Here is a 23,527-nt window from a genome sequence, read left to right as displayed (position 1 = left end):
ACACAAGACGGTGTCTATGCGCTCTATTTTTCTCACCATCGGCTAACGCAAGTCGACCTACGCGACACCGCCTAAACTGTTACCCATGTCCTGGCACGTGTGTTACCCATGTCTCCGGTCCATACAGTGGCCAAGAGAAAAGTAACCAAAAGAGAAGGCCACCCCGCTTGGCGCTTGCCGCCCCTCCATGGGCGGCAAGTCCGTGAGCCGGGGCCGGGCTTTTCGAGCGGGCATCCTGCCCGCGCGAAAAGGCGAGTCCATCCCTGGACTCGCCCGCTGCACGGCCTGTCGGCCCCGACTCACCGCCGCACAGGGGCCCGGGTAGAGCAGCGGGCCATCCTGGCCCGCACTCGGGATGGAGCCAAAGCAAAAGTACAAAGTACAAAGCACAAAGCACAAAGCACAAAGCACAAAGCACAAAGCACAAAGCACAAAGCACAAAGCACAAAGCACAAAGCACAAAGCACAAAGCACAAAGCAGAGCCGCCGCTCCCTCAGCCGTTCTCCCTGAGCGTAGGCCGAAGGCTGAAGTCGAAGGGCACCTCAACCCACACCCTTTGATTTCGCGACCGTGGGGCTGCTCCGGTTCTACCAGGAAGCATCGCGGCTGAAGTCGCTCCCACAAGCATCGCTGCGCGCGCGACTCGTCACTCGCCTGGGGCGCCGCTGGCGATGTCTTTTGCGGCGTTTTCCAATATCGCCGCCACGCGCTGCGCCTCGGCCTTGTCCCAGTGGGTGCCGCGCATCAGCAGGGCGTACTTCAGTGTGTGCATGGCCTTGCGCACCGTCATCGGTGCGGACATCTTTGCGGCCATGCGGGCGCTCTGCTCGGTGCGCGAGGTCACCGCTTCCACTTCGGCGCGGTTCTCGTCGAGAAAGCTGCGGCCCTCGTCGGTGATCGCATAGAGCTTGCGGTTGCCGGTGGTGTCCTCGACCTGTGCGTAGCCCAGTTCCTCGAGCATCGTGAGGGTGGGGTAGATCGCGCCGGGGCTGGGCGAGTAGTGGCCGTGGAACATCTCCTCGATGATGCGGATCATTTCGTAGCCATGCCGCGGCTGTTGTTCGATCAGCGCCAGCAGCAACAGCTTGAGGTCACCGTGGCCGAACATCCGGCCACCGCCGCCCCGCCGGCCGCCGCCACGCATGTCGTCCCATCCACCGAAGAAACCGCCACCGCGATGGCCGCCGAAACCGGGGCTGGCGTGGCGCTCGTGGCCGGTGTGCCCGGCGTGGCCGCACCAGTCGGGGTGGCGGCGATGATGCATGGCGCGAAAGAAGTGGTGCAGGCCCATGATGAGTTCCCATTCGTATCAAGAGTGTTCTACGATATATCGGAAGAATGTCTTGAACAATACCCCGGCGGTCGATTTTCCCGGGCCGCCTTCGCGCCGGCACCACGCCTTTTCGCATGAAATGGCATGCTCGCCCGGTTGCCACATCAAGGATGCCGAATGCCACGTGAGTACAGCATGGGAGGGCGGGTTGGCCGTGGCGCGGCGCAGCCGGGCAGGCACGGTGAGCCGCCGCCGGCGCAGAGCCTGCGCGAGCGGTTTGCCGCCTTGCGCAATCTGCCGCCGTTCCTGAAGAGCATCTGGCAGACCAGCCGGCTGCTCAGCACATCCAGCATCGTGCTGCGGCTGCTGCGCGCACTGCTGCCGGTGGCCACGTTGTATGTGGGCAAGCTGATCATCGACGAGGTGGTGCGTTTGCTCGCGATCGGCAACGTGCACGCCAGCGTGGGCGACTGGCTGGCCAGTGGCGTGCTCGATCACCTGTGGCTGCTGCTGGCGCTGGAGTTTGCGCTGGCGGTAGGAGCGGACATCCTGGGCCGCATCGTTTCGATGATCGATTCGCTGCTGTCCGAGCTGTACGCCAACAGCACCAGCATCCGGCTGATGGAACATGCGGCCTCGCTGGACCTGGAGGATTTCGAGGACGCTGACCTGCAGGACAAGCTGGACCGCGCCCGCCGCCAGGTGGCCGGGCGCAGTTCGCTGCTGTCGCAGCTGCTGGGCCAGGCGCAGGACATGGTCACCATCGCGAGTTTCGCGGTGGGTCTGCTGGTCTACGCGCCGTGGCTGATCGTGCTGTTGCTGATCGCGCTGGTGCCGGCGTTCCTGGGCGAGTTCCACTTCAACGCGCAGAGCTACGCGGTGAATTACCAGTGGACGCCGGAGCGGCGCGAACTGGATTACCTGCGGCAAGTGGGTGCCAGCGCGCAGAACGCGAAAGAGGTGAAGAGTTTCGGCCTCAACGCCTTCCTGATCGAGCGCTACCGCGTGCTGTCGCAGTCGATCTATGCCGCCAACCGGCGCATCGCGCTGCGCCGTGCGGGCTGGGGCGGGTTGTTCACCACCGTCGGCACGATCGGCTATTACGCGGCCTATGTGATCATCGCCTACCGCACGGTCAGCGGTGATTTCAGCGTGGGCGATCTCACCTTCCTGTCCGCCTCGTTCCGTCGCCTGCGCAACCTGCTGGAAAGCCTGCTGGTGGGCTTTTCGCAAGTGGCGGGGCAGGCGTTGTACCTCGACGACCTGTTCTCGTTTTTCCGCATCGAGCCGGAGATCCTGTCGCCACCGAACCCACGGCCGTTCCCGCAACCGATCCGCGAAGGCTTCGTGTTCGAGAACGTGGGCTTTCGCTATCCGGAGGCGGAACGCTGGGCCGTGCGCAATCTCAGCTTCACCTTGCGCGCCGGCGAGGTGCTGGCGCTGGTGGGCGAGAACGGCGCGGGCAAGACCACGCTGGTGAAGCTGCTCTCACGCCTGTACGACCCCGACGAGGGCCGGATTCTTCTGGACGGCCATCCGCTGGCGGATTACGACCTCGAGGAGCTGCGGCTCAACATCGGGGTGATCTTCCAGGATTTCGTGCGCTACTACCTCAGCGCCGCCGACAACGTGGCGGTGGGCCGCATCGACGCCCGCGAGGATCAGCCGCGCATCATCGAGGCCGCCCATCGCAGCATGGCCGACGAGGTGATCGCGAAACTGCCGCAAGGCTACGAGCAGATGCTGGGCAAGCTGTTCAAGAGCGGCGTGGACCTGTCCGGCGGCGAGTGGCAGAAGATCGCCATCGCCCGCGCCTACATGCGCGATGCGCCACTGTTGATCCTGGACGAACCCACCGCGGCGCTGGATGCGCGCTCGGAGTTCGAGGTGTTCCAGCGCTTCAAGGAGCTGTCGCAGGGCAAGACCGCGGTGATCATCTCGCACCGCTTCTCCACCGTGCGCATGGCCGACCGCATCATCGTGCTGGATGGCGGGCGGATCGAGGAGGTCGGCAGTCATGCCGATTTGCTGGCCGCGAATGGGCATTACGCGGAGTTGTTCGAACTGCAGGCGGCGGGTTATCGGTGAGATGGGAATCGGGAATCCTGCAGGAGCGGCTTCAGCCGCGACGCTCTTGCTCTGAGGCCTTGTGGAAAAAGCGTCGCGACTGAAGTCGCTCCTACAGCGGCGAGGATGGCCGCATCAACGCGAAGGCGCTTTCACCTCGCGTACCGGCGCCTCGATGCCGCACACGTCGAGCTTGCCCACGGGTGTCGGATAGAACGCGTTGTGGCCGTGGCGTTTTGCGTCGATCAACGCCGCGAAAGTGGGGCTGTCGGTACGCAGCACTTCAATGGGAACGCGCTCGCTGGCAGGCACATCGGCGGCCAATCGTACGGACGTGATTGGCACGCGTTGCGCCGGTTTCGTATAGAAGCCCATCGGTTCGGCGCCGCGCGGCAGGGCGGACAGCAGTGGCATGCCCTGCAGGACGCGGCCGGCGATGGCGAGGTTGTGATCCAGCCGGCGTGGCGCCTGGCCGATCACCGCATACAGCGAACTGCCGCTGCCGGTTTCCGGCGCCACGTCGCGTGCCACGCCCACCATGCCGTAGCAATGGATCAGCCACTCGCGCCCGCTGGCCGGGTCGCGCCCCACCGGGAAGCCTTCGGAGAAACCCACTTCCGGCGCGTACACGTCGCCGTCGGTCAACGGCGTCCACGGCAGGGTCGGGTCGATCGCGCGGCTGAATTCCGGCGGCAGCGTGGCCTTCGCGCTGCCCAGCGAGTGCAGCTTGCTCTTGTCGCCGGCGTCGTCATCGTTGGGGTCGCCCCACTGGGTGACGAAGTTGTCCTGCACCCGCACGATGGCCAGCCCGTCGAAGTAGTGCTCGCGCACCAGGGTGCGGATGTTCGCCGCATGCAGCGGCGTGAAATCCGGCGCCAGCTCGATCACCACGCGCCCCTGCGGCAATTGCATGTACAGCAGGTTTTCCGGGTCGGGCGTGCGCCATTCGGCGGGCTGCGAGCGGGCCAGCAATTCGCTGGCGGTGGGGGTGGCTTTCTCGGCGGCGAAAGCCGGCATGGCGGCAATCAGCGCGAGTGCGATCGTGAGGTGGCGGATCATGCGTAGTCCAATGGGTGGCCGAAGGGGCGTGGCCTCGCTGGCGGTGAGTTCACCGCCCCGCGCGAGGCCTTGCGTATCGTAGGCCCGGTTCCCGTCGGCGTGCATCGTCCGCGGCAAGCGGCGAGCGGTTCTACAGCGCCTCGGCCACCGCCACCGCGTCCGCACCGGCCGGAATGCGCAGCGGGCACGAGGGATCGTTCACCGCACGCCACACCGCTTCGGCCACATCCTGCGGCGTCGTGATCAGCGATGACTGCGCCATCCCGGCGAAGATCTTCTGCGCGAAATCGACGTACGGCGCCGGGAAACCCTCCTGCATCAGGGACCGCGCATTGTCGCCAAAGGCCGTGTCCGGCGCCCGTCCCGGCAGCACCAGGTTCACCTGCACTTGGAACGGCTCCAGCTCCAACGCCAGTGATTCGGTGAACGCGTTGATGGCCGCCTTGCTGGCGGTGTAGACGGAGAGCAGCGGCAACGATTTCAGGGTGACGCTGGAGGTGACATTCACGATGCGTCCCGCCTGCCGTTCGCGAAACTGCGGCAACACCGCCCGCGTCATCGCGATCGTGCCCAGGGTGTTGGTTTCGAAGACGGCGCGGGCGATATCCATGCTGGTGCCTTCCAGCGCGTTCAGCACGCCGATACCCGCGTTGTTCACCAGCACATCGATCGGCCCGGCCGCGTCCACGGCCTCGGCAATGCTTTGCGTATCGGTGACGTCGAGCGCGAGCACGCGCAGGCGCGCGGAGCGGGGCAACACGTCCTGGCGCGGCGTGCGCATGGTGGCGATGACGTTCCAGTCGCGATCGAGAAAATGGCGGGCGGTCTCGAGACCGAAGCCGGATGAGCAGCCGGTGATCAGGACGGTTTTCATGGTGACTCCATAAGTGATGGGCGGAGTCGAAACGATAGGTGGCTGAGGCTGGACTTGCTACAATGGCGAATCCATTTTTCTTTCGCAGGAGTCCGGCATGGTCGATCCGTTTGCGGAGATTGTCACGCTGCTGCAGCCGGCCGCCCGTTTCTCCAAGGTCGTGGTGGGCGCCGGTCGCTGGCGCGTGCATCGCGAGGAACTCGGGCAACCGTTTTACTGCGTGGTGATTGACGGGGCATGCCGTCTGACGGTCGACGGCGACGCGCCGATGGCGCTTCGCGCGGGCGATTTCGTGCTGATACCCGCCGCACAGCAGTTCACCATGACCAGCCAGGAGCTGCTGGCACCGGGAGACATCGACGCGCCGCCCGCGCCCTTGCCCGATGGTGAATTCCGGCTCGGCATCCCGACCGGCGCGCCCGATGTCCGGTTGCTGGTGGGCCACTGCAGTTTCGGTTCGCCGGATGCGGCCCTGCTGGTTTCGCTGCTGCCACGACTGGTGCACGTGCGCGACGACCACCGGCTGGCCACCGTGGTGCAACTGGTTGCCGACGAATCCCGCGCCGGGCGCCCCGCGCGCGATGTCGTTCTCGCCCACCTGGTGGAAGTGCTCTTCATCGAAGCGCTTCGATCCGCCGCCGTCACGGCCGCATCACCCGGCCTGTTGCGTGGCCTTGCCGACGTGCGCCTGGCCGGGGCGATACGACAGATGCATGAAAACCCGGCACGTCCGTGGACGGTGGCCCAGCTGGCGAAAGCGGCGGCCCTGTCGCGCTCGGCCTTCTTCGATCGCTTCAACCGCACCGTCGGCGTCGCCCCGATGGCCTATCTGCTGGCCTGGCGCATGGCCTTGGCCAAGCAACTGCTGCGGCGTCGGGAAGGCGCGTTGACCGACGTGGCCGAGCGCGTCGGCTACAGCTCCGCCAGCACCTTCAGCGTGGCCTTCGCGCGCCACGTCGGGCAGTCGCCGATGCGCTATGCGCGGGTGGCGGTGGCTGCCGGCCCCGGGTAGGCAGGGCACCTGACAGGGTGATGGTATGTCCTGACAGGAAACCTATATGCCGCGGTGAAGCTTTTTGTATCAACTATTCTGTGCGGGCATAGGTTGCCGCCTGGAGAGCACCATGATCCAACCTGACGCACGCCGTCTCGGCATCACCCGCCTGAAAACCCGCCACTTGTCGCTGCTGCTGTACCTGCACGAACACCGCTCGGTGTTGCGCGCCGCCGAGGCCGCCAACATGACCCAGCCGGCCGCGTCGAAGATGCTGGCGGAGATGGAAAGCCTGCTGGGCGTGCCGTTGTTCGAGCGCCATGCACGCGGCGTGGAACCGACGCGTTACGGCCAGGTGCTGATCCGGCGCGCGCGTTCGGCCTTGTCGGAGATCGGCCGCGCCCAGGACGAGATCGCCGCGTTGAGCAGTGGCCTCATGGGGCAGGCATCGATAGGCACGGTGGTGAACCCGGGCACCAACCTGGTTCCGCAGGCCATTGCGATGGTCAAGCGCGACTGTCCCGACATCCTGATCAAGGTGGAGATGGATTACAGCCGCCCGCTGGTGGCCAAGCTGCTGGATGGCCAGCTGGACATTGTCGTGGGCCGGATCATGGGGCCGGAAGGGGCGGGCGAGCTCGATTTCGAATCGCTGGCCGACGAGCCGCACGCGGTACTGGCGCGAGCCGACCATCCGCTGGCACACCAGTCGCAGATTACCCATGCGGACCTGGCCGCCTACGGCTGGATCATGCCGCCGCCGGGCAGCGTGCTGCGTTCGCGACTGGACATGGTGTTTCTCGAACACGGCCAGCCGCCACCGCAGAACATCGTGGAAACCGGTTCCCTGCCGATCATCGTCCACCTGCTGCGCAACAGCGACATGCTGACCGCGTTGCCGCCGGAGTCGGTGCAGTTCTACCTGCAGATGGGGCATATGTGCGTGCTGCCGATCAACCTGGGCGTGCGCATGGAGTACTTCGGCATCGTGCGCCGACGCAACCACCAGCTGTCGCCCGGCGCCGAGCGGGTGCTCGAGGCCTTGCGGGCGGCGTCGCACAAGCTCTACCAGGCCCGCAGCGGTAGCCATTGGCCCGGTGTTTGAGCGGGCGGGATGTATTCCCTTTCAATATGGTTAATGGCCAATATTTCATTGGTATGGCATGGCGCCCGGCTTCTACCCTGCAGAAGGCTGCCGCCAACGGGCAGCCATAGCCACCGCTGGTTGATCGCGCGCGCCACCCCGCAAGGGTGACCGTTGCGAAAACCCCTCGGGGAAGGTGACGACGACCGCAGCGGAGGGGCTGCGCCGGCGTTGCTTCCAGCGGGCACACCGGTGTCAACGCACCGATCAAATCAGAATTTCCGGGGAGGAATATTCATGTCAATGCGTCTTGGCCGCTCTGCGGCCGCTTATCGTGCACGTCGTGTCACCAGGCTCGGCCTGCAACCCACGGTGCTGGCATTGGGCATCGCCCTCGTGCTCAGTGGCCCTGTACATGCGCAGGACACCACGCAAGACACCACGCAAACCACGTCGCAGGATGGCGCACAGCAAAAGACCGCGCAGGAAAAGAAGCAGGCCACCGAGCTCAGCGCGGTCAGCGTCACCGGCATCCGCGCATCGGTGGAGCGGGCGCAGGACATCAAGCGCTATGCCGACACCTTTGTCGATTCGGTCACCGCGCTGGACATCGGCGCACTGCCGGACCGCAGCGTCACCGAGACGCTGTCGCGCATTCCCGGCGTCACCATCGACCACTTTCTTTCCGTCGGCGATCCGGAGCATTTCTCCGCCGAGGGCAACGGCGTGCAGGTTCGCGGCCTGACCCAGGTGCGTTCCGAACTCAACGGCCGCGACAGCTTCTCCGCCTCCGGCGGCCGCAACCTCAGCTTCCAGGACGTGCCTTCCGAATTGATGGGCGGCGTGGACGTCTACAAGAACCAGACCGCCGAGATGATCGAGGGCGGCCTGGGCGGCACGGTGAACCTGCGTACGCGCATGCCGTTCGACTTCGAGGGGCAGAAGGTCAGCTTCTCGCTCAGCGAGAACTACGGCGACTTCGTCAAGAAGTACAAGCCTTCCGCCTCGGCGCTGTACAGCAACCGCTGGAAGACCGACGCCGGCGAGTTCGGCATCCTGGTCGATGTGGCCCACTCCGAGCTGGCCACGCGCACCGATGGCCTGTTCGTGCGGCCGTTCTTCAAGAACGCCAACACCGACGTGGATGGCGACGGCACCGGCGACGAACTGTGGCTGCCCCGCGGCGCCGACTGGCGCGCGTTGCAGTACGAGCGCAAACGCGACGGCGCCTACGTGGCCTTCCAGTGGAAGCCCAACGACGACATGGACCTCGCCGCCACCGTCTTCCAGAGCCGCTATGACGAGCTGTGGAACGAGGATGCGATCTTCGTCTCCAACGACCCGACCCAGGTGGCGCTGGACACCAGCCACCCGTACGACCTCGACGGCAACGTGTTCAAGTCCGGCTACCTCACCCAGCCGGGCGGCGTGCCGATGGGCACGGACATCCGCGCCTCGCACCGCAAATCCAAGACCACGGATTACGCGATCAACTTCAAGTGGCGCATCGCCGACAACACCGAGTTCTCCACCGACCTGCAGTACATCAAGGCCGATACCCGGGCGCTGGACTCCACCATCGCGCTGGGCGTCAACGTGCCCTACATCGACGTGGGGCTGGGTGGCGTGCCCTCCATCGGCGTGGATCAGGGCTTCACCACCAACCCGGCCAACTACTACTGGGGCTTCACCATGGAAGACGTGGTGAAAAACCGGGCCGACGAGTTTGCCTGGCGCGCCGACATCAAGCAGAGCTTCGACAGCACGTTCTTCCGCTCGATCAAGGCCGGCGTGCGCACCACCACCCGCAAGGCCACCAATATCGACACCGGCTACAACTGGCAGCCGGTGTTCCAGACCTGGATGGCGTGGTGGGCAGTGCCCACCGACCAGATGCCTTCGCTGGATCTGAACGACAAGGTCAACTCCGACCTGGTGCACCTGGACACCTTCGACAACTTCTATCGCGGCGGCGCCGGCGTGCCCGGCGCGTTCTACGCCCCGGTGCTGGCCACCGCGCTGGGCTATCCGGGCAGCTACCACGCGATCCACGATGCGGCCAGCCCGTATTACGTCCCGGGCAGCGGCTATGAGAACGGCTTCGCCGAACGCGAGCCGGGCGGCGAGTACACCAACGACCAGCACGAGAACACCCGGACCGCGTACGCCATGCTCAATTTCGGCGTGGACGAATGGCGCTTCGACGGCAACGTGGGTGTGCGCGTGGTGCGTACGGAGAATGAGGCCAAGGGCTTCCTGATCTATCCGAACGTGGCTTATGCGCCTTATCTCGGCAGCGGCCAGTCCGAGCCGATCAACGCCAAGAACGCCTATACCGACGTACTGCCCAGCCTCAACGCGAGTTGGGAAATGGCGGACAACCTGATCCTGCGCGTGGCGGCGTCCAAGGCCATCGCCCGTCCCAACTTCGGCGACATGCAGGCGTACCAGATGCTCACCGCCGGCACCAAGCAGGGCGTCACTGCACCCACCGACGGCAGCAGCCTGCCGGTCTCGCAGCTGGACCTGGCCGGCAGCTCCTACGACAACCCGTACCTGAAGCCGATGCGGGCCAACCAGTACGATCTCTCGCTGGAGTGGTACTTCGACCCCGACCACGGCGGCATGGCATGGGCGAATTTCTTTTACAAGGACGTGAAGGACTATTTCCGCCGTGAAGCCCGCCAGGTGGCTTTCCCGGGCGCGGACGGCAACAGCTACGACTACCTGATCACCCGCCCGGTCAACGTGGGCAAGGCCAAGATCCAGGGCGTGGAGCTGGGCTGGAACCAGTTCTTCGATTTCCTGCCGGGCGCCTTCAGCGGCCTGGGCATGTCGGCCAACTACACCTATATCGACAGCACCACCAAGGTGCCCAACAGCTCGGACACGGTTCCGCGTGACACGGATGGTTCGTTGTTCGGCACGCTTCCTGCCGATGGCCTGTCGAAGAATTCCTTCAATGTGGCGGCGTTCTACGAGAAGGGTCCGTGGCAGATCCGCCTGGCCTACAACTGGCGCAGCAAGTACCTGCTCTCGGTGGGCCCGAACGGCTACAACGGCGGCGACGGCGGCATCGACTGGAAACTGCCGGTGTACAGCGACGACTTCGGCCAGCTCGACGGCTCGATCTTCTACAAGTTCACCGAGCACCTGCAGCTTGGCCTGGAAGTGAACAACCTCAACAACGCCGAGCAGCGCACGATCATGGACCAGAACGGCGCCGGCAGCCGCGTCACCTCGTGGTACGTGAATGATCGTCGCTACGCGGCGACGCTGCGGATGACGTTCTAGGCGGGGATGTTTTCGGGGGCGCTGGGAAAGAGCGCCCCCATCCGCCCTGTGGGCACCTTCCCCCGTTGCACGGAGGAAGGAAGCCTTCAGGCTCCTCGAAACAGCCAGCTTCCTTCCCCCGCTCGCGGGGGAAGGTGCCCGACAGGGCGGATGGGGGCACTTCACCGATAGAGCCCCCTCAAGCTCGCAGCCTCACCAAACCACCACCTCACCAAACCGATCCAGATACTCCAAGCCAGGCTTGCCCTGCTTGCCGATGACCACATCCACGATGTCCGGAACGGTTTCCTCCATGCTGAACCGCGCATCCGGCCCGCCGAGGTCGGTGCGGATCCAGCCCGGAGCCATCAACAACAAGGCGCGCCGTTCACCCGCATGGCGGGCGGCGTAGCTGCGCATGCACTGGTTCAGCGCAGCCTTGCTGGCCCGATAAATTTCACGCCCGCCCTTTTCGTTGTTGCCAACGCTGCCCTGGCCGGATGACATCACGCCGATCAACCCCGTGACGGTCACCAGATCCTGCAGCGCTTCGATGACACGCATCGGGCCGAGTGCATTGGTCACCATCACCTCGACGAACTCCTCCGTCGAGACATCGGCGATCGTCTCGTCCTGATGCTTGTTGGCTGTGCCGGCATTCACGAACAGGATGTCGAAGCGGCGTGAGGCGAAGCGGTCATGCAGCGCCGCCATCTGTTGCGGCGCCGTGATATCGAGACAGGCGATCTCGACCCGGCCCGGGTTTTCATCCGCCAATTCGTGCAGCAACGTACGACCCGCTCCCCGAACCGTGCCAACCACCTGCCACCCTCTATCCAGAAATTCGGTAGCCATCGCATGCCCCAGCCCGCGCGATGCGCCGATGATGAGCACGCTGCCGCCGGTGGATTCAGCTGCCATGATTTTCTCCGCTTGATGTAGACCGCGGCGATCGTGGCAGGTGAACAGGGAAGGCGCCAGACGCATCAGATGCAACCCATGGTTGTGTGAAACGCCATGTATTACGAGCTGGATGACTTAAGCTCGCCGCATGGAAAACGTGGATTTGAATCTTCTGGTTGCACTCGACGTGTTGCTTGCCGAGGGCAGTGTTACGGCTGCAGCGCGCCGTCTCGGTTTGAGTACATCGGCGATGAGCCGCACGCTCACGCGCCTGCGCGCGGCCACCGGCGACCCGTTGCTGGTGCGCGCGGGGCGTGGGCTGGTACCGACGCCCTACGCGGCATCGCTGCGCGATCGCGTCCATGCGTTGACGCGGGAAGTGCAGACAACTCTGCGGCCGCGCAACGATCCGCTGGACGTCGCCGCACTGGAGCGCACGTTCACCATCCGCGCCAACGAAGCCTTCATCCAGTTCTTTTCCGTGCCTCTGTGCGCCGCCATCGCGGAAGCGTCTCCACGCGTTCGCCTGCGCTTTGCGCCGAAACCGAACAAGGACGCCGCGCCATTGCGCGAAGGTCTGATCGATCTGGAGATCGGCGTGATCAAGTCGTCCGCACCGGAGATGCGCAGCCAACTCCTGTTCCATGACCGCTTCGTCGGCGTCGTCCGCACAGGGCATGCCCTGTTGGCGGGACGGAGCGTGACCGCCAGGCGTTACGCCGCCTGCCGTCACGTGGTCGTGTCACGAAAGGCGCACGTCACCGGGCCGGTCGATGACGCCCTCGAAGCATTGGGACTGCATCGCACGATATCCGTCGTGGTGCCGGCACACGCCGATGCGATGCGGCTGGCAAGTCATTCCGACCTGGTGGCCCTGGTGCCGAGCTTCTGTCTCGGTCATGGGCTCGCGAACCATCCGGCAATGACAGTCGGACTCCAGAGCTTCGAACTCCCGGTGCAGACGCCGGAAATAAGCATCTCGGCCCTGTGGCATCCGCGAATGGACGCCGACCCCGCGCATGCCTGGCTTCGGCAAATGGTGACGTCTTTGTGCCACGTGGCTTATCCAGACGCTTGAAACCAACGGGACATTCGCTGCGCCGAGGCAGGTCTTGAGCGATGGAACTGTTGTGCGGCGAGCCGCCATCAATTCCTTGTTGTCGCTGCCCACCCGGTTCGCTTCTTCTCGTTGTCTGGATCGCAGTTTCGGCGTAGTTTTGGCGGCTTGGCTGAATCCCCGTTGAGCGTTGCCAATGCGGGTGGGGCGCGACCGCAGGCCGAACAAATCAAGGGGACAAACATGTCGAGATTCTGGGACAAGCCGCAAACGCTGGGGCCTTCAGCGGGGCTGGTGCAGCAGCACTTCGTCAAAGCGCGGCAGACGGAACTCTACCGGCGTGATCCGGCCCTGGAGGAGCGCATCAAGGTGATTCTGGCAAAAGAGTTGCCCGGGGTGGATATGAAGGGCGACAAGTGGCTGGAGGTCTACCACAAGATCCAGAAGCGGCTGCAGAGCTCGGAGCTCACCATCAACTTCAAGGCCGACGCGTGGTTCACCGAGGAAAACAACTACGACTCCTACACGCAGACCTACGAACGGAACAGCGCCGCCCTGGGCCGCGGCGTGCTTGCATCGACCGCCCAGGATCCCGCCGCCGTTCGCGCCAGGGTCGATGATGTGGTGACGTTGCCGAAGGCCTGGAATGGCCCCGCCCGGCCAAGCCAGCCTTCACCGGGCGCTGTCACTCGCCGAGGCTTGATGCCTGGCCTGCAGAGCGGCCAGCGTATCCGGAACCAGATGGCGTTTGGTCGCCAGGACCCGCATCTGCAAAAGGATGTCTACGCCGACGACTTTGGCCAGCAGATCGCGAAAACCATCGAATCCGGAAACCCGTACTTCAATCCCAAGACCAAGCAGGTTTTCGCGGCACTCAATTGGGCCTTCAGGCCCAACGGAAGCTCAGTGTCGTACGGGCACAGTTTTCTGGTCCTCAATCCCAAGTTCAAGGTCAATGCACTGTATTTCCCCGGCGATACGTTTTACAGCGAGTCGCTGGGCCAGGATACGAGCCTGCAGGTGCCCTATGGCACGCTCGGAGCCATCATTGCCACCAACACCAGCGCACAGTACTTACCCGACCTGGTGAAGACCTGCTACTACGGCAAACAATTGGGCAACACGACCGATGTTTACAGCCTGCTTGAAGCGCACGTGTTCTCGGCGCTGCCGTTCAAGGGCAACATCAAGGAAGTATGCGTGGCGACCCAGCGTGGGACCACGATTTACCGCAATGCCCAGAAATTTTCTGAAAGAATCGGCGCCAAGCTTTCGCTGGTAGCCTCCAGCGGGTAAGGGAAAAGCGGGCCGCGCGACCGATCGCCAATCGTGTGGGCGTTCTCGATCACCACCAGCGGATTGGGCATGTCGCCCGCGAACGGGCCCGGTGCACAGCAGGGCAGGCGATCTTGTCGACCACATCATGCCCTTGGTGACCTTGTCGAACACGGCTAACCCCAGCTCAGCCCGCTCGGGCTACCCACAAAATCCAGCCCGCGGTTGTCGACCAGGTTGAAGAAGAATTGGGTGGTGCCGGAGTTGGGATCGGCGCCGATCAAACCGCGTGCCCTCAGCACGCTATTCGTACTCGTGTTCTCGCTCAACGCGCTCAAGAGTTGATGCGATGGTGAGCGCACGCATGACTTCCGGCTCATCCACTATGCATAACTTCATACTATCGTTGACTCCACCAAGTTCGGTGGGGAGGGCCAACTTGTGGATGACAGTGCCAACCAACTGAAGAAATTCCAGAAGGAGCTTTCCAGCGGGACGGTATCGCTGGTGCTGCTGGCGATTCTGGGGCAGGCGCGCCGGCCCATGTATGGCTACCAGATCGCCAAGCAACTGGAGGCATCGGGGGAGGGCGTGCTGGCGGGCAAGCAGAGTGCGCTGTATCCGGTGTTGCGCAACCTGGAGGCAGCGGGGTTGCTGGCCAGTGAGGTGGAGCCGTCCATCAGCGGTCCGCCGCGGCGCTATTACCGCATCACCAAACCGGGACGCGAGGCCTTGCGTGCCTGGGCCGCGGCGTGGAGTGCCACGCGCGATTGTGTCGACAACGTTTTGCAAGGAGGGGTGTCATGAGTACGCCACACAGCATCGTCGAATACCTCAGCCAGTTGCGTGCTGCCTTGCGTGGCGCCGACCCGGCGTTGATCCAGGATGCGTTGTATGACGCCGAGGAGCATCTACGCGCGGAGCTGGCCGATCAGCCTGGCCGTGACGAAGCGACCATGCTGGAACAGGTGGTGGGCAGCTATGGCGCACCGGATGAAGTGGCCGAAATCTACCGGGACCAGGAGGTCACCATCCAGCGTGCATTGCGCCCGCCACCGGTACCGCGGCGGCGCTCGCTGATCGGGCGTTTCTTTGGTGTGGCGGTCGATGCGCGCACCTACGGCGCCCTGTTCTACATGGTGCTGGCGTTGGCGACCGGCATTTTCTATTTCACATGGACGGTGACCGGGTTGGCGTTGTCGGCGGGGTTGTCGGTGCTGATCATCGGGTTGCCGTTCATCGTGTTGTTCTTCGGCAGCGTGCGTGTGCTGTCACTGGTGGAAGGGCGCATCGTGGAGGCCATGCTCGGTGTGCGCATGCCGCGCCGGCCGGTGTATCCCACGCAGGGCACGACGCTGATGCAACGGATCGGCCGCATGTTCAGCGATGTGCATACCTGGACCACGCTTTGCTACATGTGGCTGATGCTGCCGCTGGGTGTGGCGTATTTCACGCTGGCCGTAACCTTGCTCGGCGTCGCCGTGGGGCTGATCGCATTTCCGCTGGCGCTGCTTTTCCGCCACGACTGGCTGGGCGGACTCTATGTGGACCACCGCGTCATGATCGACTGGGGCTTCGGTTCGCACCCGCCGGGCTTGGGAGATGTGCTGGCGGCGAGCGTGGTTGGCGTGTTGCTGCTCTTTGCCACACTGCACCTGGCACGGGGGATCGGGCGGCTGCACGGGTATCTGGCCAAGCACATGCTGGTGCCGCGCGCGGCGGACTGAGGCCGCCATGCCGGGGGGCGCGCGCGTCGGGTAGCGCCTTCAGAATTCGTCGGTGAACTCGATGCCCGCGTCCAACTGGTGGGCCAGTGCTTCGGCGTTGACGCGGACGTTGTCGGCGAGCTCGTCGCTGGGCGCCTCGACCTCGATGCGGTAGAGCTGGGCTTCGCTGTCGCTTATCGAGTCGCTGGAGCTGGAATCATCGCGCATGCCGGTCATCACGTCGTCGATTTCCTCGACGTGTTCGATGTCGTTGATGCCGTGCAGGGCGGCGATCATGGCGTCGGCGTCGGCACGGGCGCCGGTCAGGCGAAAGCGAACCATGGGCATGGGTCGATACTCCGTTGTCGGTGGAGTCCCGATGCTGGTCAGCAGCGCGTATGCGCAAGGTGATGCCGTTCGGCTCGCGGTCAGCTGGTGCAAACGCGATGCCGCGGGTGGTTCACTCAGCGCCCAGGCCGTGCAGCGTGGCGCCGTTCGCATCGACCTTCAGCACCGAGCCGTGCTCGTACCAGTCGCCAAGCACGATCCGCTCGGCGGTTTGGCCGTCCAGTTGAAACCGGTGCACGGCGGGGCGGTGGGTATGGCCGTGGATCAGTCGCGTCACGCCGGCCTGGCGCATGCTGTCGGCGACGGCTTCGGCGTTGACGTCCATGATGGTTTCCATGGTGCTGCCGGTGTGGGCGCGGCTGTCTTCGCGCGCCTTGGCGGCGAAGGCGCGGCGCGCGTCCAGCGGCATCGACAACACCTGTGCTTGCCACTGCGGCGTGCGCACCTGCTGGCGCACGGCCTGGTAGGCGACGTCATCCGTACACAGTACGTCGCCGTGCATCAGCAGGGTGGGCTGGCCATGCAGGGTGTGCACGGTGCCGTCATCCAGCAACTCGAAGCCGGCGCGGTTGGCGAAATCCTGGCCGAGCAGGAAGTCGCGATTGCCGACCATGAAGTACACCGGCACGCCGGCGTCGCGCACGCCGCGGGTGGCGCGGGCGATGCGGGCGGGGAGTTCGGCGTCATCGTCGTCGCCGATCCACGCTTCCACCAGGTCGCCCAGGATGTACAGCGCGTCGGCCTGGCGCACTTCGTCGCTGGCCAGATAGCGTTCGAACAGTTCGGTGATCTGCGGGCGGGCCGGGTCAAGGTGCAGGTCGGCGATGAACAGGGTGGTCATTGACGGATCAGCCCTTGGCCGGCTTGGCGGATTTCTTCCCCTTGCTGGCGGTCGTCCTGGCGGGTGCCGCCTCGGCCGGCGCCGCGCTGCTGGCCGAAGCCGGTGGCTCCTCGCCGATCACGTGGGCGTTCTCGATCACCACCAGCGGGTTGGGCACATCGCCCGCGAACGGGCCCAGCGCGCGGCTGGGCAGGGCGGCGATCTTGTCGATGACGTCCATGCCTTTGATGACCTTGCCGAACACGGCATAGCCCCAGGTCAGGCCGCTCTGGCTGCCCACGAAATCCAGCCGGCGGTTGTCGACCAGGTTGAAGAAGAATTGCGCGGTGCCGGAGTTGGGATCGGCGCCGCGCGCCACCGCCACGGTGCCGCGCAGGTTGGACAGGCCGTTGTCCGCCTCGCTGGCCACGGCCGGGCGCGTGCGCTTGGGCTGCAGGTCGCGGGTGTACAGGCCGCCCTGCACCAGATAACCGGGGATCGCCCGGTGCAGCAGGGTGCCGTTGTAGAAACCGTCGCGCACGTACTGCAGGAAATTGGCCACGCTTTTCGGTGCCTTGTCCGGGTACAGCTCCAGTGTGATGTCGCCCTGGGAGGTTTTCAGCAGCACCTGCGGAGGTGGCGCGGGGGCGGTCGTTGCGGCTTCGGCGGGTGATGCGGGCTTGGCCGTTTGTGCCTGCAAGGACAGCGGCACGATCAGCAGGAGGGCGGCGAGAACGGTCTTGAACATGGGCAATCAACGTTTTGGGACGTGCCGGCCATGATACGCGGCAGGCTTGCTGGAAGGCACGGACGCGGGGGATTGATCGGCAGGAGATTGCCTGGGTTGGGTGGGGAGAGCAAAAGCTGCCTTGTCCCCAGCCCTCCCCTGCGCTGCAGGGGAGGGCTGGGGAGTCGATCAGCTACGGGTGATTTCGAGGGTGAGGCCGAGTTCCGTCATCGGCGCCTGCTCGTGCTGCAGGTCGGCTTCGCTCAGCGGGTGCTGATCGAGCCAGCTGGCGGGAAGTGCCAGCCGCAGGCGCTGGCGCGTGGCGGTCAGGCGCATTGGCGGCAGCGACTCGGCGCGGCGGGCGCGACGGAACAGCACGGCCAGCCGCAGCAACGCGGTGATATGGCGTGCCAGTTGCCGGTAGCGCTGTGGCAACGCGGAGACCACGCTCTTGTCAGGCTTGCGCCGGTGCAGTTCGACCACCGCGGCCAGCAGTTGCTGCTCCTGTCGCGAGAAACCGGCCAGGTCGGCGTGGCGCAGAATGTACGCCCCGTGGTGGTGGTGCTGGCTGTGCGCGATAGCCAGGCCGATCTCGTGCACCCGCGCGGCCCAGGACAACCACTCGCGCGCATCGGCGGCCAGTTTCCAGGGCTTGGCCGCCTGGTCGAACAGATTCAGCGCGGTCGCTTCCACCCGTCGTGACTGCGCGCGATCGACGCCGTAGCGGGCGGCCAGGGCGTCGATGCTGGCGGTGCGCGGGTCGCTGCCGCCGGCGCGGCCCAGCAGATCCCACAACACGCCTTCGCGCATCGAGCTTTCGCAAACCTGCAGGCGCTCGATGCCCAGTGCGGCGAAAGCAGCCTCGAATACCACCAGGCCGCCGGCGATCACCGGCACGCGTTCCTCGACCAGGCCGGGCAGCTTGATCGCGTTGATGTTGCCCTGTTCCAGCAGCACATCGCGCAGTGAAGCCAGCGCTGCGGGAGTGATGCCGTCGTCGGAGAATTTCATCGCCTGCACCACCGCGCCGATCGACTTGGCGGTGCCCGATGAACCGAACGCGTCGCGCCAGCCCGATTCGCGGAAATCCTCGGCAAACTGCTGCAGCAGCACGCCGATGTCGCTGGTGGCGCGCTGCCAGCGCTTGCGGGTGAGCTTGCCGCCGGGGAAGAAGCGCAGCGTGGAAGCAATGCAGCCTGCCTGCACGCTCTCGGTGTGCAGCGGCGCCAGGCCACGGCCGATGATGAACTCGGTACTGCCACCGCCCACGTCGATCACCAGCCTCGGTTCGCGCGAGGCGGGCAGGTCGTGCGCGGCGCCGAGGAAGATCAGCCGGCCTTCCTCACGGCCGGACACGATTTCGATCGGGTGCCCCAGCGCCGCCTCGGCCGCGGTCAGGAAAACCTGCGGCGACGCCAGCCGGCGCACGGTATTGGTGGCGACCGCACGCACCCGCAGGGCCGGAAGCCCGGCGATGCGCTGGCCGAAACGGGCCAGGCAGGCCAGCGCGCGGGTACGGTGGGCGGCGTCGAGCGAACCGTCCGCACGCAGGCCGGCGGCCATGCGCACGGTGTCGCGCAGGCGGTCGATCACGCGCGGTTCGCCGTGTTCGACCCGGGCCACCACCATGTGGAAACTGTTGGAACCCATGTCCACCGAGGCGATCAGCTCGCCGTCGCGAATGGGGGTTTGTTCCGCCGGGCTCAAGCGCGTACTCCGTGGGGTGCCGGGCGCGCATTCTCGCACGCGGATGGCGCAATGCAGCAATAGCCGCTCATGCGCAGAACCGCTGCAGCAAGGCCCGCTGGGCGCTGTACGGCGGATCGTCGCCGGGTTCGGCGCGGACGTAATGGCCATCACTGTCGAGCAGCCAGGCCTGGGTGTTGTCGGCCAGGCCGTTCGCCAGCGTTTCCTCGAACACGCGGGCGGCCAGGTCCGGGTCGAGGATGGGGAAGGCGATCTCGATGCGGCGCATCAGGTTGCGCTCCATCCAGTCGGCGCTGGCGCAATACAGGTCGGGGTCGCCATCGTTGGCGAACCAGTACACGCGGCTATGTTCCAGGAAGCGGCCCACGATCGAGCGTACCCGGATGCGTTCGGAAATGCCGGGCAGGCCAGGCCGCAGGGTGCAGGCGCCGCGCACGATCAGGTCGATCTCCACGCCGGCCTGCGACGCGCGGTACAGCGCGCCGATCACCCGCGCGTCGTTCAGCGCATTGAGCTTGGCCACGATGCGGGCCGGGCGGCCGGCGCGGGCGTGCTCGGTTTCGCGCTCGATCTTCGCCACCACGCTGGGGTACAGCGTGAAGGGCGAATGCAGCAGCCGTTTCAGCTCGATCACCGGACCCAGGCCCGACAGCTGCTGGAACACCTTGTGCAGGTCCTCGCCGATTTCCGGGTTGGCGGTCATCAGGCCGATGTCGGTGTACACGCGGCTGTTGCCCTGGTGGTAGTTGCCGGTGGACAGGTGCGCGTAGCGGCGCAGGACCTCGCCCTCGCGGCGCACGATCAACAGCATCTTGGCGTGCGTCTTGTAGCCCACCACGCCATACACCACCTGCACGCCGGCCTCCTGCAGCCGCGTGGCCAGGTGGATGTTGGCGGCCTCGTCGAAACGTGCGCGCAGTTCGATCACCACGGTCACGTCCTTGCCGTGGCGCGCCGCCTCCACCAGCAGATCGACCAGTGGCGTGTCCTCGCCGGCGCGGTACAGCGTCTGCTTGATCGCCAGCACCTGCGGGTCGACGGACGCCTGGCGCAGCAGGTCGATCACCGCGCCGAAGCTCTGGTACGGGTGGTGCAGCAGCACGTCGCGTTGCGCGATCAGGTCGAACTTGTTGTGGCTGGCGTCCAGCGCGGGCGGCAATTCCGACACGAAGTGGGGAAATTTCAGCTCCGTCCGGTCGACCCATTCGTAGATCATGCCCGCGCGGATGATGTTGACCGGGCCGTCGCAACGGTAGACGTCCGCTTCCTCCAACTGGAAATTCCGGGTCAGCATGGTGGTGATCGACTTCGGACAATCGTCGGCGACTTCCAGCCGCACCGGCCGCGCATAACCGCGGCCGATCAGCTCTTCGCTCAACGCCAGCGCCAGGTTCTCGATCTCCGCCTCTTCCACCATCAGCTCGCTGTTGCGGGTGACGCGGAACTGGTACGAGCCCACCACCTTGAAGCCTGGAAACATCAGGTCGACAAACGCCTGCAGCAGCTCGGCGAGGAACACGAAATGGTCGCCCTCGCCACATACCTCGTCGGGCAGGCGGATGATCCGCGGCAGCGAGCGCGGTGCCCGCACCAGCGCCATGTGACCCTCGTGGCCGAACGCATCGCGCCCCTTCAGCACCACCGCGATGTTCAGCGTCTTGTTGAGGATGCGCGGGAATGGGTGCGACGGGTCCAGCCCCAGCGGCGACAGCACCGGCAGCACTTCGTGCTCGAAATAACCCTGCAGCCAGCGGCGCTGGCGCGGCTCCCACTGCTGGCGGGTGAGGATATGGATGCGCGCCGCATCGAGCTGCGGGCTGAGTTGCTCCTGCCAGGTGGCGTACTGCAGCGCCACCAGGTCCAGCACCCGGCTGCGGATGCGCGACAGCAATTCGCCCGACAGCAGGCCATCCGGCCCCGGCGCGGCGGAGCCGTAGGCGTGGTGATGCTTGAGCATTGCCACGCGCACTTCGAAGAATTCGTCCAGGTTGCTGGCCACGATGCTGAGGTAGCGCAAGCGCTCCAGCAGCGGCACGGTGGCGTCGCGCGCCATCGCCAATACCCGGAAGTTGAATTCCAGCGCGGCCAGCTCGCGGCTGAAAAACAGCTCGGGGGCGGACAAATCCACGTCGGCGGGAACAGGGGGAGTTTGATCGGGCATACGTGCATTCTGGCCCATGTACCGGCCCGGCACATCCGGGCGGCGAATTACGCTCGCGCGGGCTTCCGCACAGGCGCGCCACGTGGCATCAAGCGTGATCCGGCGGCAACAGGCGGGCGCGTCCGAAATGGCAGACGAAGGTGGAGCCGACGCCGGGCTTGCTGTCGATCTGCAATCGCGCCTGGTGCAGGTTCAGCACGTGCTTGACGATGGACAGGCCCAGGCCGGTGCCGCCGCTTTCGCGCGAGCGGCTGGACGACACCCGGTAGAAACGTTCGGTGAGGCGCGCCAGGTGCGCGGCGGGAATGCCGAAGCCGGTGTCGCTGACCGAATAAACCGCGCCCTCGGGCGTGCGCTGCCAGCGGATCGTGATGCTGCCGCCCTTCGGCGTGTAGCGCACCGCGTTGCTGACCAGGTTGGACAGCGCGCTATGCAGGTCGCGTGGCGAACCGAGCAGGTCCATTCCCGCGGTGGATTCCAGCGCGATCTGGTGTCGCCCCTGGCTCAGCGCCAGCGCCTCCTTGTGCACGATCGCCAGCAGCGCGGCCATCGGCACGCGTTCGTCGGTGACCTCGTGCTGGGTTTCCAGCCGTGACAGGGTGAGCAGGTCTTCCACGATCTGGCCCATGCGCCGGGACTGCGAGCGCATCTCGGTCAGCACCGGTGCCAGTTCGGGCACATCCTCGGGATCGAGCAGTTCGAGGTAGCCGTGGATCACCGTCAGCGGCGTGCGCAATTCGTGCGACACATTGGCCACGAAATCGCGGCGGATCTGTTCGAGCCGGCTGATGTGGCTGACGTCGCGCGCCAACAACAGTTGCTGCTGATCGCCAAACGGCAGCAGGTCGACGCTGAGCTGACTTTCGGGTTGGCCGGGCGCGGTGACTTCGTACGGCAGTCCACTGCTGCCTGGATCCAGGCATGCGGCCAGCTTGGTGCCGGCCATGCGCTCGGGCCAGCGCACGGCGCGGTCGGTCGGGCGGTGCAGCCCCAGCAGTGTTTCCGCGGCCCGGTTGAACCAGCGGATGCGCTGATCCTTGTCCAGTATCACCACTGCGTCGGGCCACTGGCGGGCGGTGGCATGCAGGTCGCGCAGATGGCTGGCCAGCAGGCGCGACTTGCGCGGCGCGGATACGTCGACGGTGGTTGTCGTTTGTGTCGAGCGACGGATGTAGATCAGCAACACCAGGATTTCAGCGATCGCGACCAGGGCGATGCCGGTCATGACGCGCCCGCCCGCCAGCCAACCGACCAATGCGCCCGCAACAAGGCCGGCGAGGAGCAGGGCAGGCAATTGCCAGAACGGTTTCGTGGAAGGCATCGGGCGTTTCAGTCCGGTGGTGCGGAAGAGTGCATCAGGCGCGGGTGGAGAAACGATAGCCGCTGCCACGCACGGTCTGCACCAGGTCGTCGAGCTTCCACGGCTCCAGCGTCTTGCGCAGGCGGCGGATGTGTACGTCGACCGTGCGCTCCTCCACGTAGACGCTGCCGCCCCACACGTGATCCAGCAACTGCGCGCGCGAGTAGACGCGTTCGGCGTGGGTCATGAAGAAATGCAGCAGGCGGTATTCGGTGGGGCCGATGGGCACCGGTTCGTCACCGGCAAACACGCGGTGGGCGGGGCCATCGATGCGCAGGCCGCCGCCTTCCAGCATGCCGTCGCCATCATCGCCATGGCTGCGGCGCAGCACCGCCTTGATGCGGGCGATCAGCTCGCGGGTGGAAAACGGCTTGACCACGTAATCATCCACGCCGGCCTCGAGCCCGTTGACGCGATCCACTTCCTCGCCGCGCGCGGTGAGCATGATGATCGGTATCTCGCGGCTCAACTCTTCCTTGCGCCAACGCCGCGCCAGTTCCAGCCCGCTGGTTCCTGGCAGCATCCAGTCCAGCAGGATCAGGTCGGGCACCCGTTCGGCGATGGCCAGTTGCGCCTCGCGCGCGTCGCCAGCCATGGCCGGGTCCATGCCGGCCTTGCGCAGGGCAAAGGCCACCATGTCACGAATGGATGCTTCATCCTCGACGATGAGAATACGTTTGTGCACGGTTCTGCCGTTGGCTTGTGACGGGGATATTTCAGGGGATGAATGTTACGTGGGGATGACAACAGGCGCGTGAATGTTGCGGGCTGCCGCAATCACCGCACTTCAGCGTTGTACCTTCGGGCTCCCCGGTGTGGCGATGCAAGCCAAACAAAG

20 protein-coding genes are annotated in these 23,527 nt (G+C 65.4%); 8 read left to right on the top strand and 12 right to left on the bottom strand.

From position 1 onward, the window contains the following. Nucleotides 1–647 precede the first annotated feature (647 nt). The gene (locus tag ACFPK0_RS15440; protein WP_377341978.1) at nt 648–1,292 is read right to left on the bottom strand and encodes a PadR family transcriptional regulator; all 645 of its coding nucleotides are present in this window, start codon (nt 1,290–1,292) and stop codon (nt 648–650) included. Nucleotides 1,293–1,451: 159 nt separating this feature from the next. Between ACFPK0_RS15440 and ACFPK0_RS15435 the strand changes: the two genes are divergently transcribed. Beyond that, nucleotides 1,452–3,362, top strand: coding sequence for an ABC transporter ATP-binding protein (locus ACFPK0_RS15435; RefSeq protein WP_377341976.1), 1,911 nt, complete (start codon nt 1,452–1,454; stop codon nt 3,360–3,362). A gap of 114 nt (nt 3,363–3,476) precedes the next feature. Here the strand turns inward: ACFPK0_RS15435 and ACFPK0_RS15430 are convergent, their stop codons facing one another. Beyond that, entirely contained in the window at nt 3,477–4,400 is a 924-nt protein-coding gene (locus ACFPK0_RS15430) for a peptidylprolyl isomerase (protein ID WP_056078180.1), read from the bottom strand. Between the two features lie 130 nt (nt 4,401–4,530). Then, a complete protein-coding gene (locus ACFPK0_RS15425; RefSeq protein WP_056078183.1) occupies nt 4,531–5,274 on the bottom strand; it encodes an SDR family oxidoreductase in 744 nt (247 codons plus the stop codon). A gap of 97 nt (nt 5,275–5,371) precedes the next feature. On the opposite strand from ACFPK0_RS15425, the gene ACFPK0_RS15420 reads away from it, so the two are divergent. The 3 genes from ACFPK0_RS15420 to ACFPK0_RS15410 all read left to right on the top strand — a co-directional run bounded on the left by ACFPK0_RS15420 (nt 5,372) and on the right by ACFPK0_RS15410 (nt 10,646). Next, nucleotides 5,372–6,286 carry an AraC family transcriptional regulator gene (locus ACFPK0_RS15420; protein ID WP_056078186.1) on the top strand — a complete coding sequence of 305 codons (915 nt, stop codon included), beginning with the start codon at nt 5,372–5,374 and terminating at the stop codon, nt 6,284–6,286. Nucleotides 6,287–6,398: 112 nt separating this feature from the next. Continuing rightward, the gene (locus ACFPK0_RS15415) at nt 6,399–7,373 is read left to right on the top strand and encodes a LysR substrate-binding domain-containing protein (RefSeq protein WP_056078191.1); all 975 of its coding nucleotides are present in this window, start codon (nt 6,399–6,401) and stop codon (nt 7,371–7,373) included. Between the two features lie 276 nt (nt 7,374–7,649). Beyond that, on the top strand, nt 7,650–10,646 hold the full coding sequence (locus tag ACFPK0_RS15410) for a TonB-dependent receptor (RefSeq protein ID WP_235577478.1): 2,997 nt from the start codon (nt 7,650–7,652) through the stop codon (nt 10,644–10,646). Nucleotides 10,647–10,838: 192 nt separating this feature from the next. Here the strand turns inward: ACFPK0_RS15410 and ACFPK0_RS15405 are convergent, their stop codons facing one another. Then, nucleotides 10,839–11,546: an SDR family oxidoreductase gene (locus ACFPK0_RS15405; protein ID WP_056080796.1), complete on the bottom strand. Its 708-nt coding sequence runs from the start codon at nt 11,544–11,546 to the stop codon at nt 10,839–10,841. A 130-nt stretch (nt 11,547–11,676) separates the two neighbouring features. Here ACFPK0_RS15405 and ACFPK0_RS15400 point away from each other — a divergent pair, with 130 nt between their 5' ends. After that, on the top strand, nt 11,677–12,606 hold the full coding sequence (locus ACFPK0_RS15400) for a LysR family transcriptional regulator (protein WP_056078194.1): 930 nt from the start codon (nt 11,677–11,679) through the stop codon (nt 12,604–12,606). A gap of 222 nt (nt 12,607–12,828) precedes the next feature. Further along, the gene (locus tag ACFPK0_RS15395) at nt 12,829–13,881 is read left to right on the top strand and encodes a hypothetical protein (protein WP_377341971.1); all 1,053 of its coding nucleotides are present in this window, start codon (nt 12,829–12,831) and stop codon (nt 13,879–13,881) included. 155 nt (nt 13,882–14,036) lie between these two features. Here ACFPK0_RS15395 and ACFPK0_RS15390 read toward each other — a convergent pair whose 3' ends face one another. After that, a complete protein-coding gene (locus tag ACFPK0_RS15390) occupies nt 14,037–14,222 on the bottom strand; it encodes a peptidylprolyl isomerase (RefSeq protein WP_200946308.1) in 186 nt (61 codons plus the stop codon). 79 nt (nt 14,223–14,301) lie between these two features. Between ACFPK0_RS15390 and ACFPK0_RS15385 the strand changes: the two genes are divergently transcribed. Both ACFPK0_RS15385 and ACFPK0_RS15380 read left to right on the top strand, forming a co-directional pair. Then, nucleotides 14,302–14,667, top strand: coding sequence for a PadR family transcriptional regulator (locus ACFPK0_RS15385; protein ID WP_056078198.1), 366 nt, complete (start codon nt 14,302–14,304; stop codon nt 14,665–14,667). Next, nucleotides 14,664–15,587 carry a sensor domain-containing protein gene (locus tag ACFPK0_RS15380; RefSeq protein WP_056078201.1) on the top strand — a complete coding sequence of 308 codons (924 nt, stop codon included), beginning with the start codon at nt 14,664–14,666 and terminating at the stop codon, nt 15,585–15,587. The genes ACFPK0_RS15385 and ACFPK0_RS15380 overlap by 4 nt, the downstream gene beginning before the upstream one ends. Before the next feature lie 39 nt (nt 15,588–15,626). On the opposite strand, the gene ACFPK0_RS15375 is transcribed toward ACFPK0_RS15380, so the two are convergent. From ACFPK0_RS15375 to phoB, 7 genes are all read right to left on the bottom strand, one after another. Beyond that, nucleotides 15,627–15,914, bottom strand: coding sequence for a hypothetical protein (locus tag ACFPK0_RS15375; RefSeq protein WP_056078205.1), 288 nt, complete (start codon nt 15,912–15,914; stop codon nt 15,627–15,629). Nucleotides 15,915–16,026: 112 nt separating this feature from the next. Next, complete coding sequence (locus tag ACFPK0_RS15370) at nt 16,027–16,755, bottom strand: UDP-2,3-diacylglucosamine diphosphatase (RefSeq protein ID WP_377341968.1); 729 nt, start codon at nt 16,753–16,755, stop codon at nt 16,027–16,029. A gap of 7 nt (nt 16,756–16,762) precedes the next feature. Beyond that, entirely contained in the window at nt 16,763–17,482 is a 720-nt protein-coding gene (locus ACFPK0_RS15365; protein WP_377341966.1) for a peptidylprolyl isomerase, read from the bottom strand. A 168-nt stretch (nt 17,483–17,650) separates the two neighbouring features. After that, nucleotides 17,651–19,168: a Ppx/GppA phosphatase family protein gene (locus ACFPK0_RS15360; protein WP_056078215.1), complete on the bottom strand. Its 1,518-nt coding sequence runs from the start codon at nt 19,166–19,168 to the stop codon at nt 17,651–17,653. 67 nt (nt 19,169–19,235) lie between these two features. After that, nucleotides 19,236–21,329 (bottom strand): polyphosphate kinase 1, encoded by a 2,094-nt coding sequence (gene ppk1 / locus ACFPK0_RS15355; protein ID WP_377341963.1) that lies wholly within the window; start codon nt 21,327–21,329, stop codon nt 19,236–19,238. 88 nt (nt 21,330–21,417) lie between these two features. Next, a complete protein-coding gene (gene phoR, locus ACFPK0_RS15350) occupies nt 21,418–22,650 on the bottom strand; it encodes a phosphate regulon sensor histidine kinase PhoR (RefSeq protein WP_377341961.1) in 1,233 nt (410 codons plus the stop codon). 34 nt (nt 22,651–22,684) lie between these two features. Further along, nucleotides 22,685–23,374, bottom strand: a complete 690-nt coding sequence (gene phoB / locus ACFPK0_RS15345; protein WP_377341959.1) for a phosphate regulon transcriptional regulator PhoB — start codon at nt 23,372–23,374, stop codon at nt 22,685–22,687. Nucleotides 23,375–23,527 lie beyond the last annotated feature (153 nt).

The sequence above is a fragment of the Rhodanobacter ginsenosidimutans genome (assembly GCF_042655685.1).
Lineage (GTDB): Bacteria > Pseudomonadota > Gammaproteobacteria > Xanthomonadales > Rhodanobacteraceae > Rhodanobacter > Rhodanobacter ginsenosidimutans.
The sequence above is the reverse complement of the archived record's forward strand: the minus strand, read 5'-3'. Positions and strand labels throughout refer to the sequence as shown.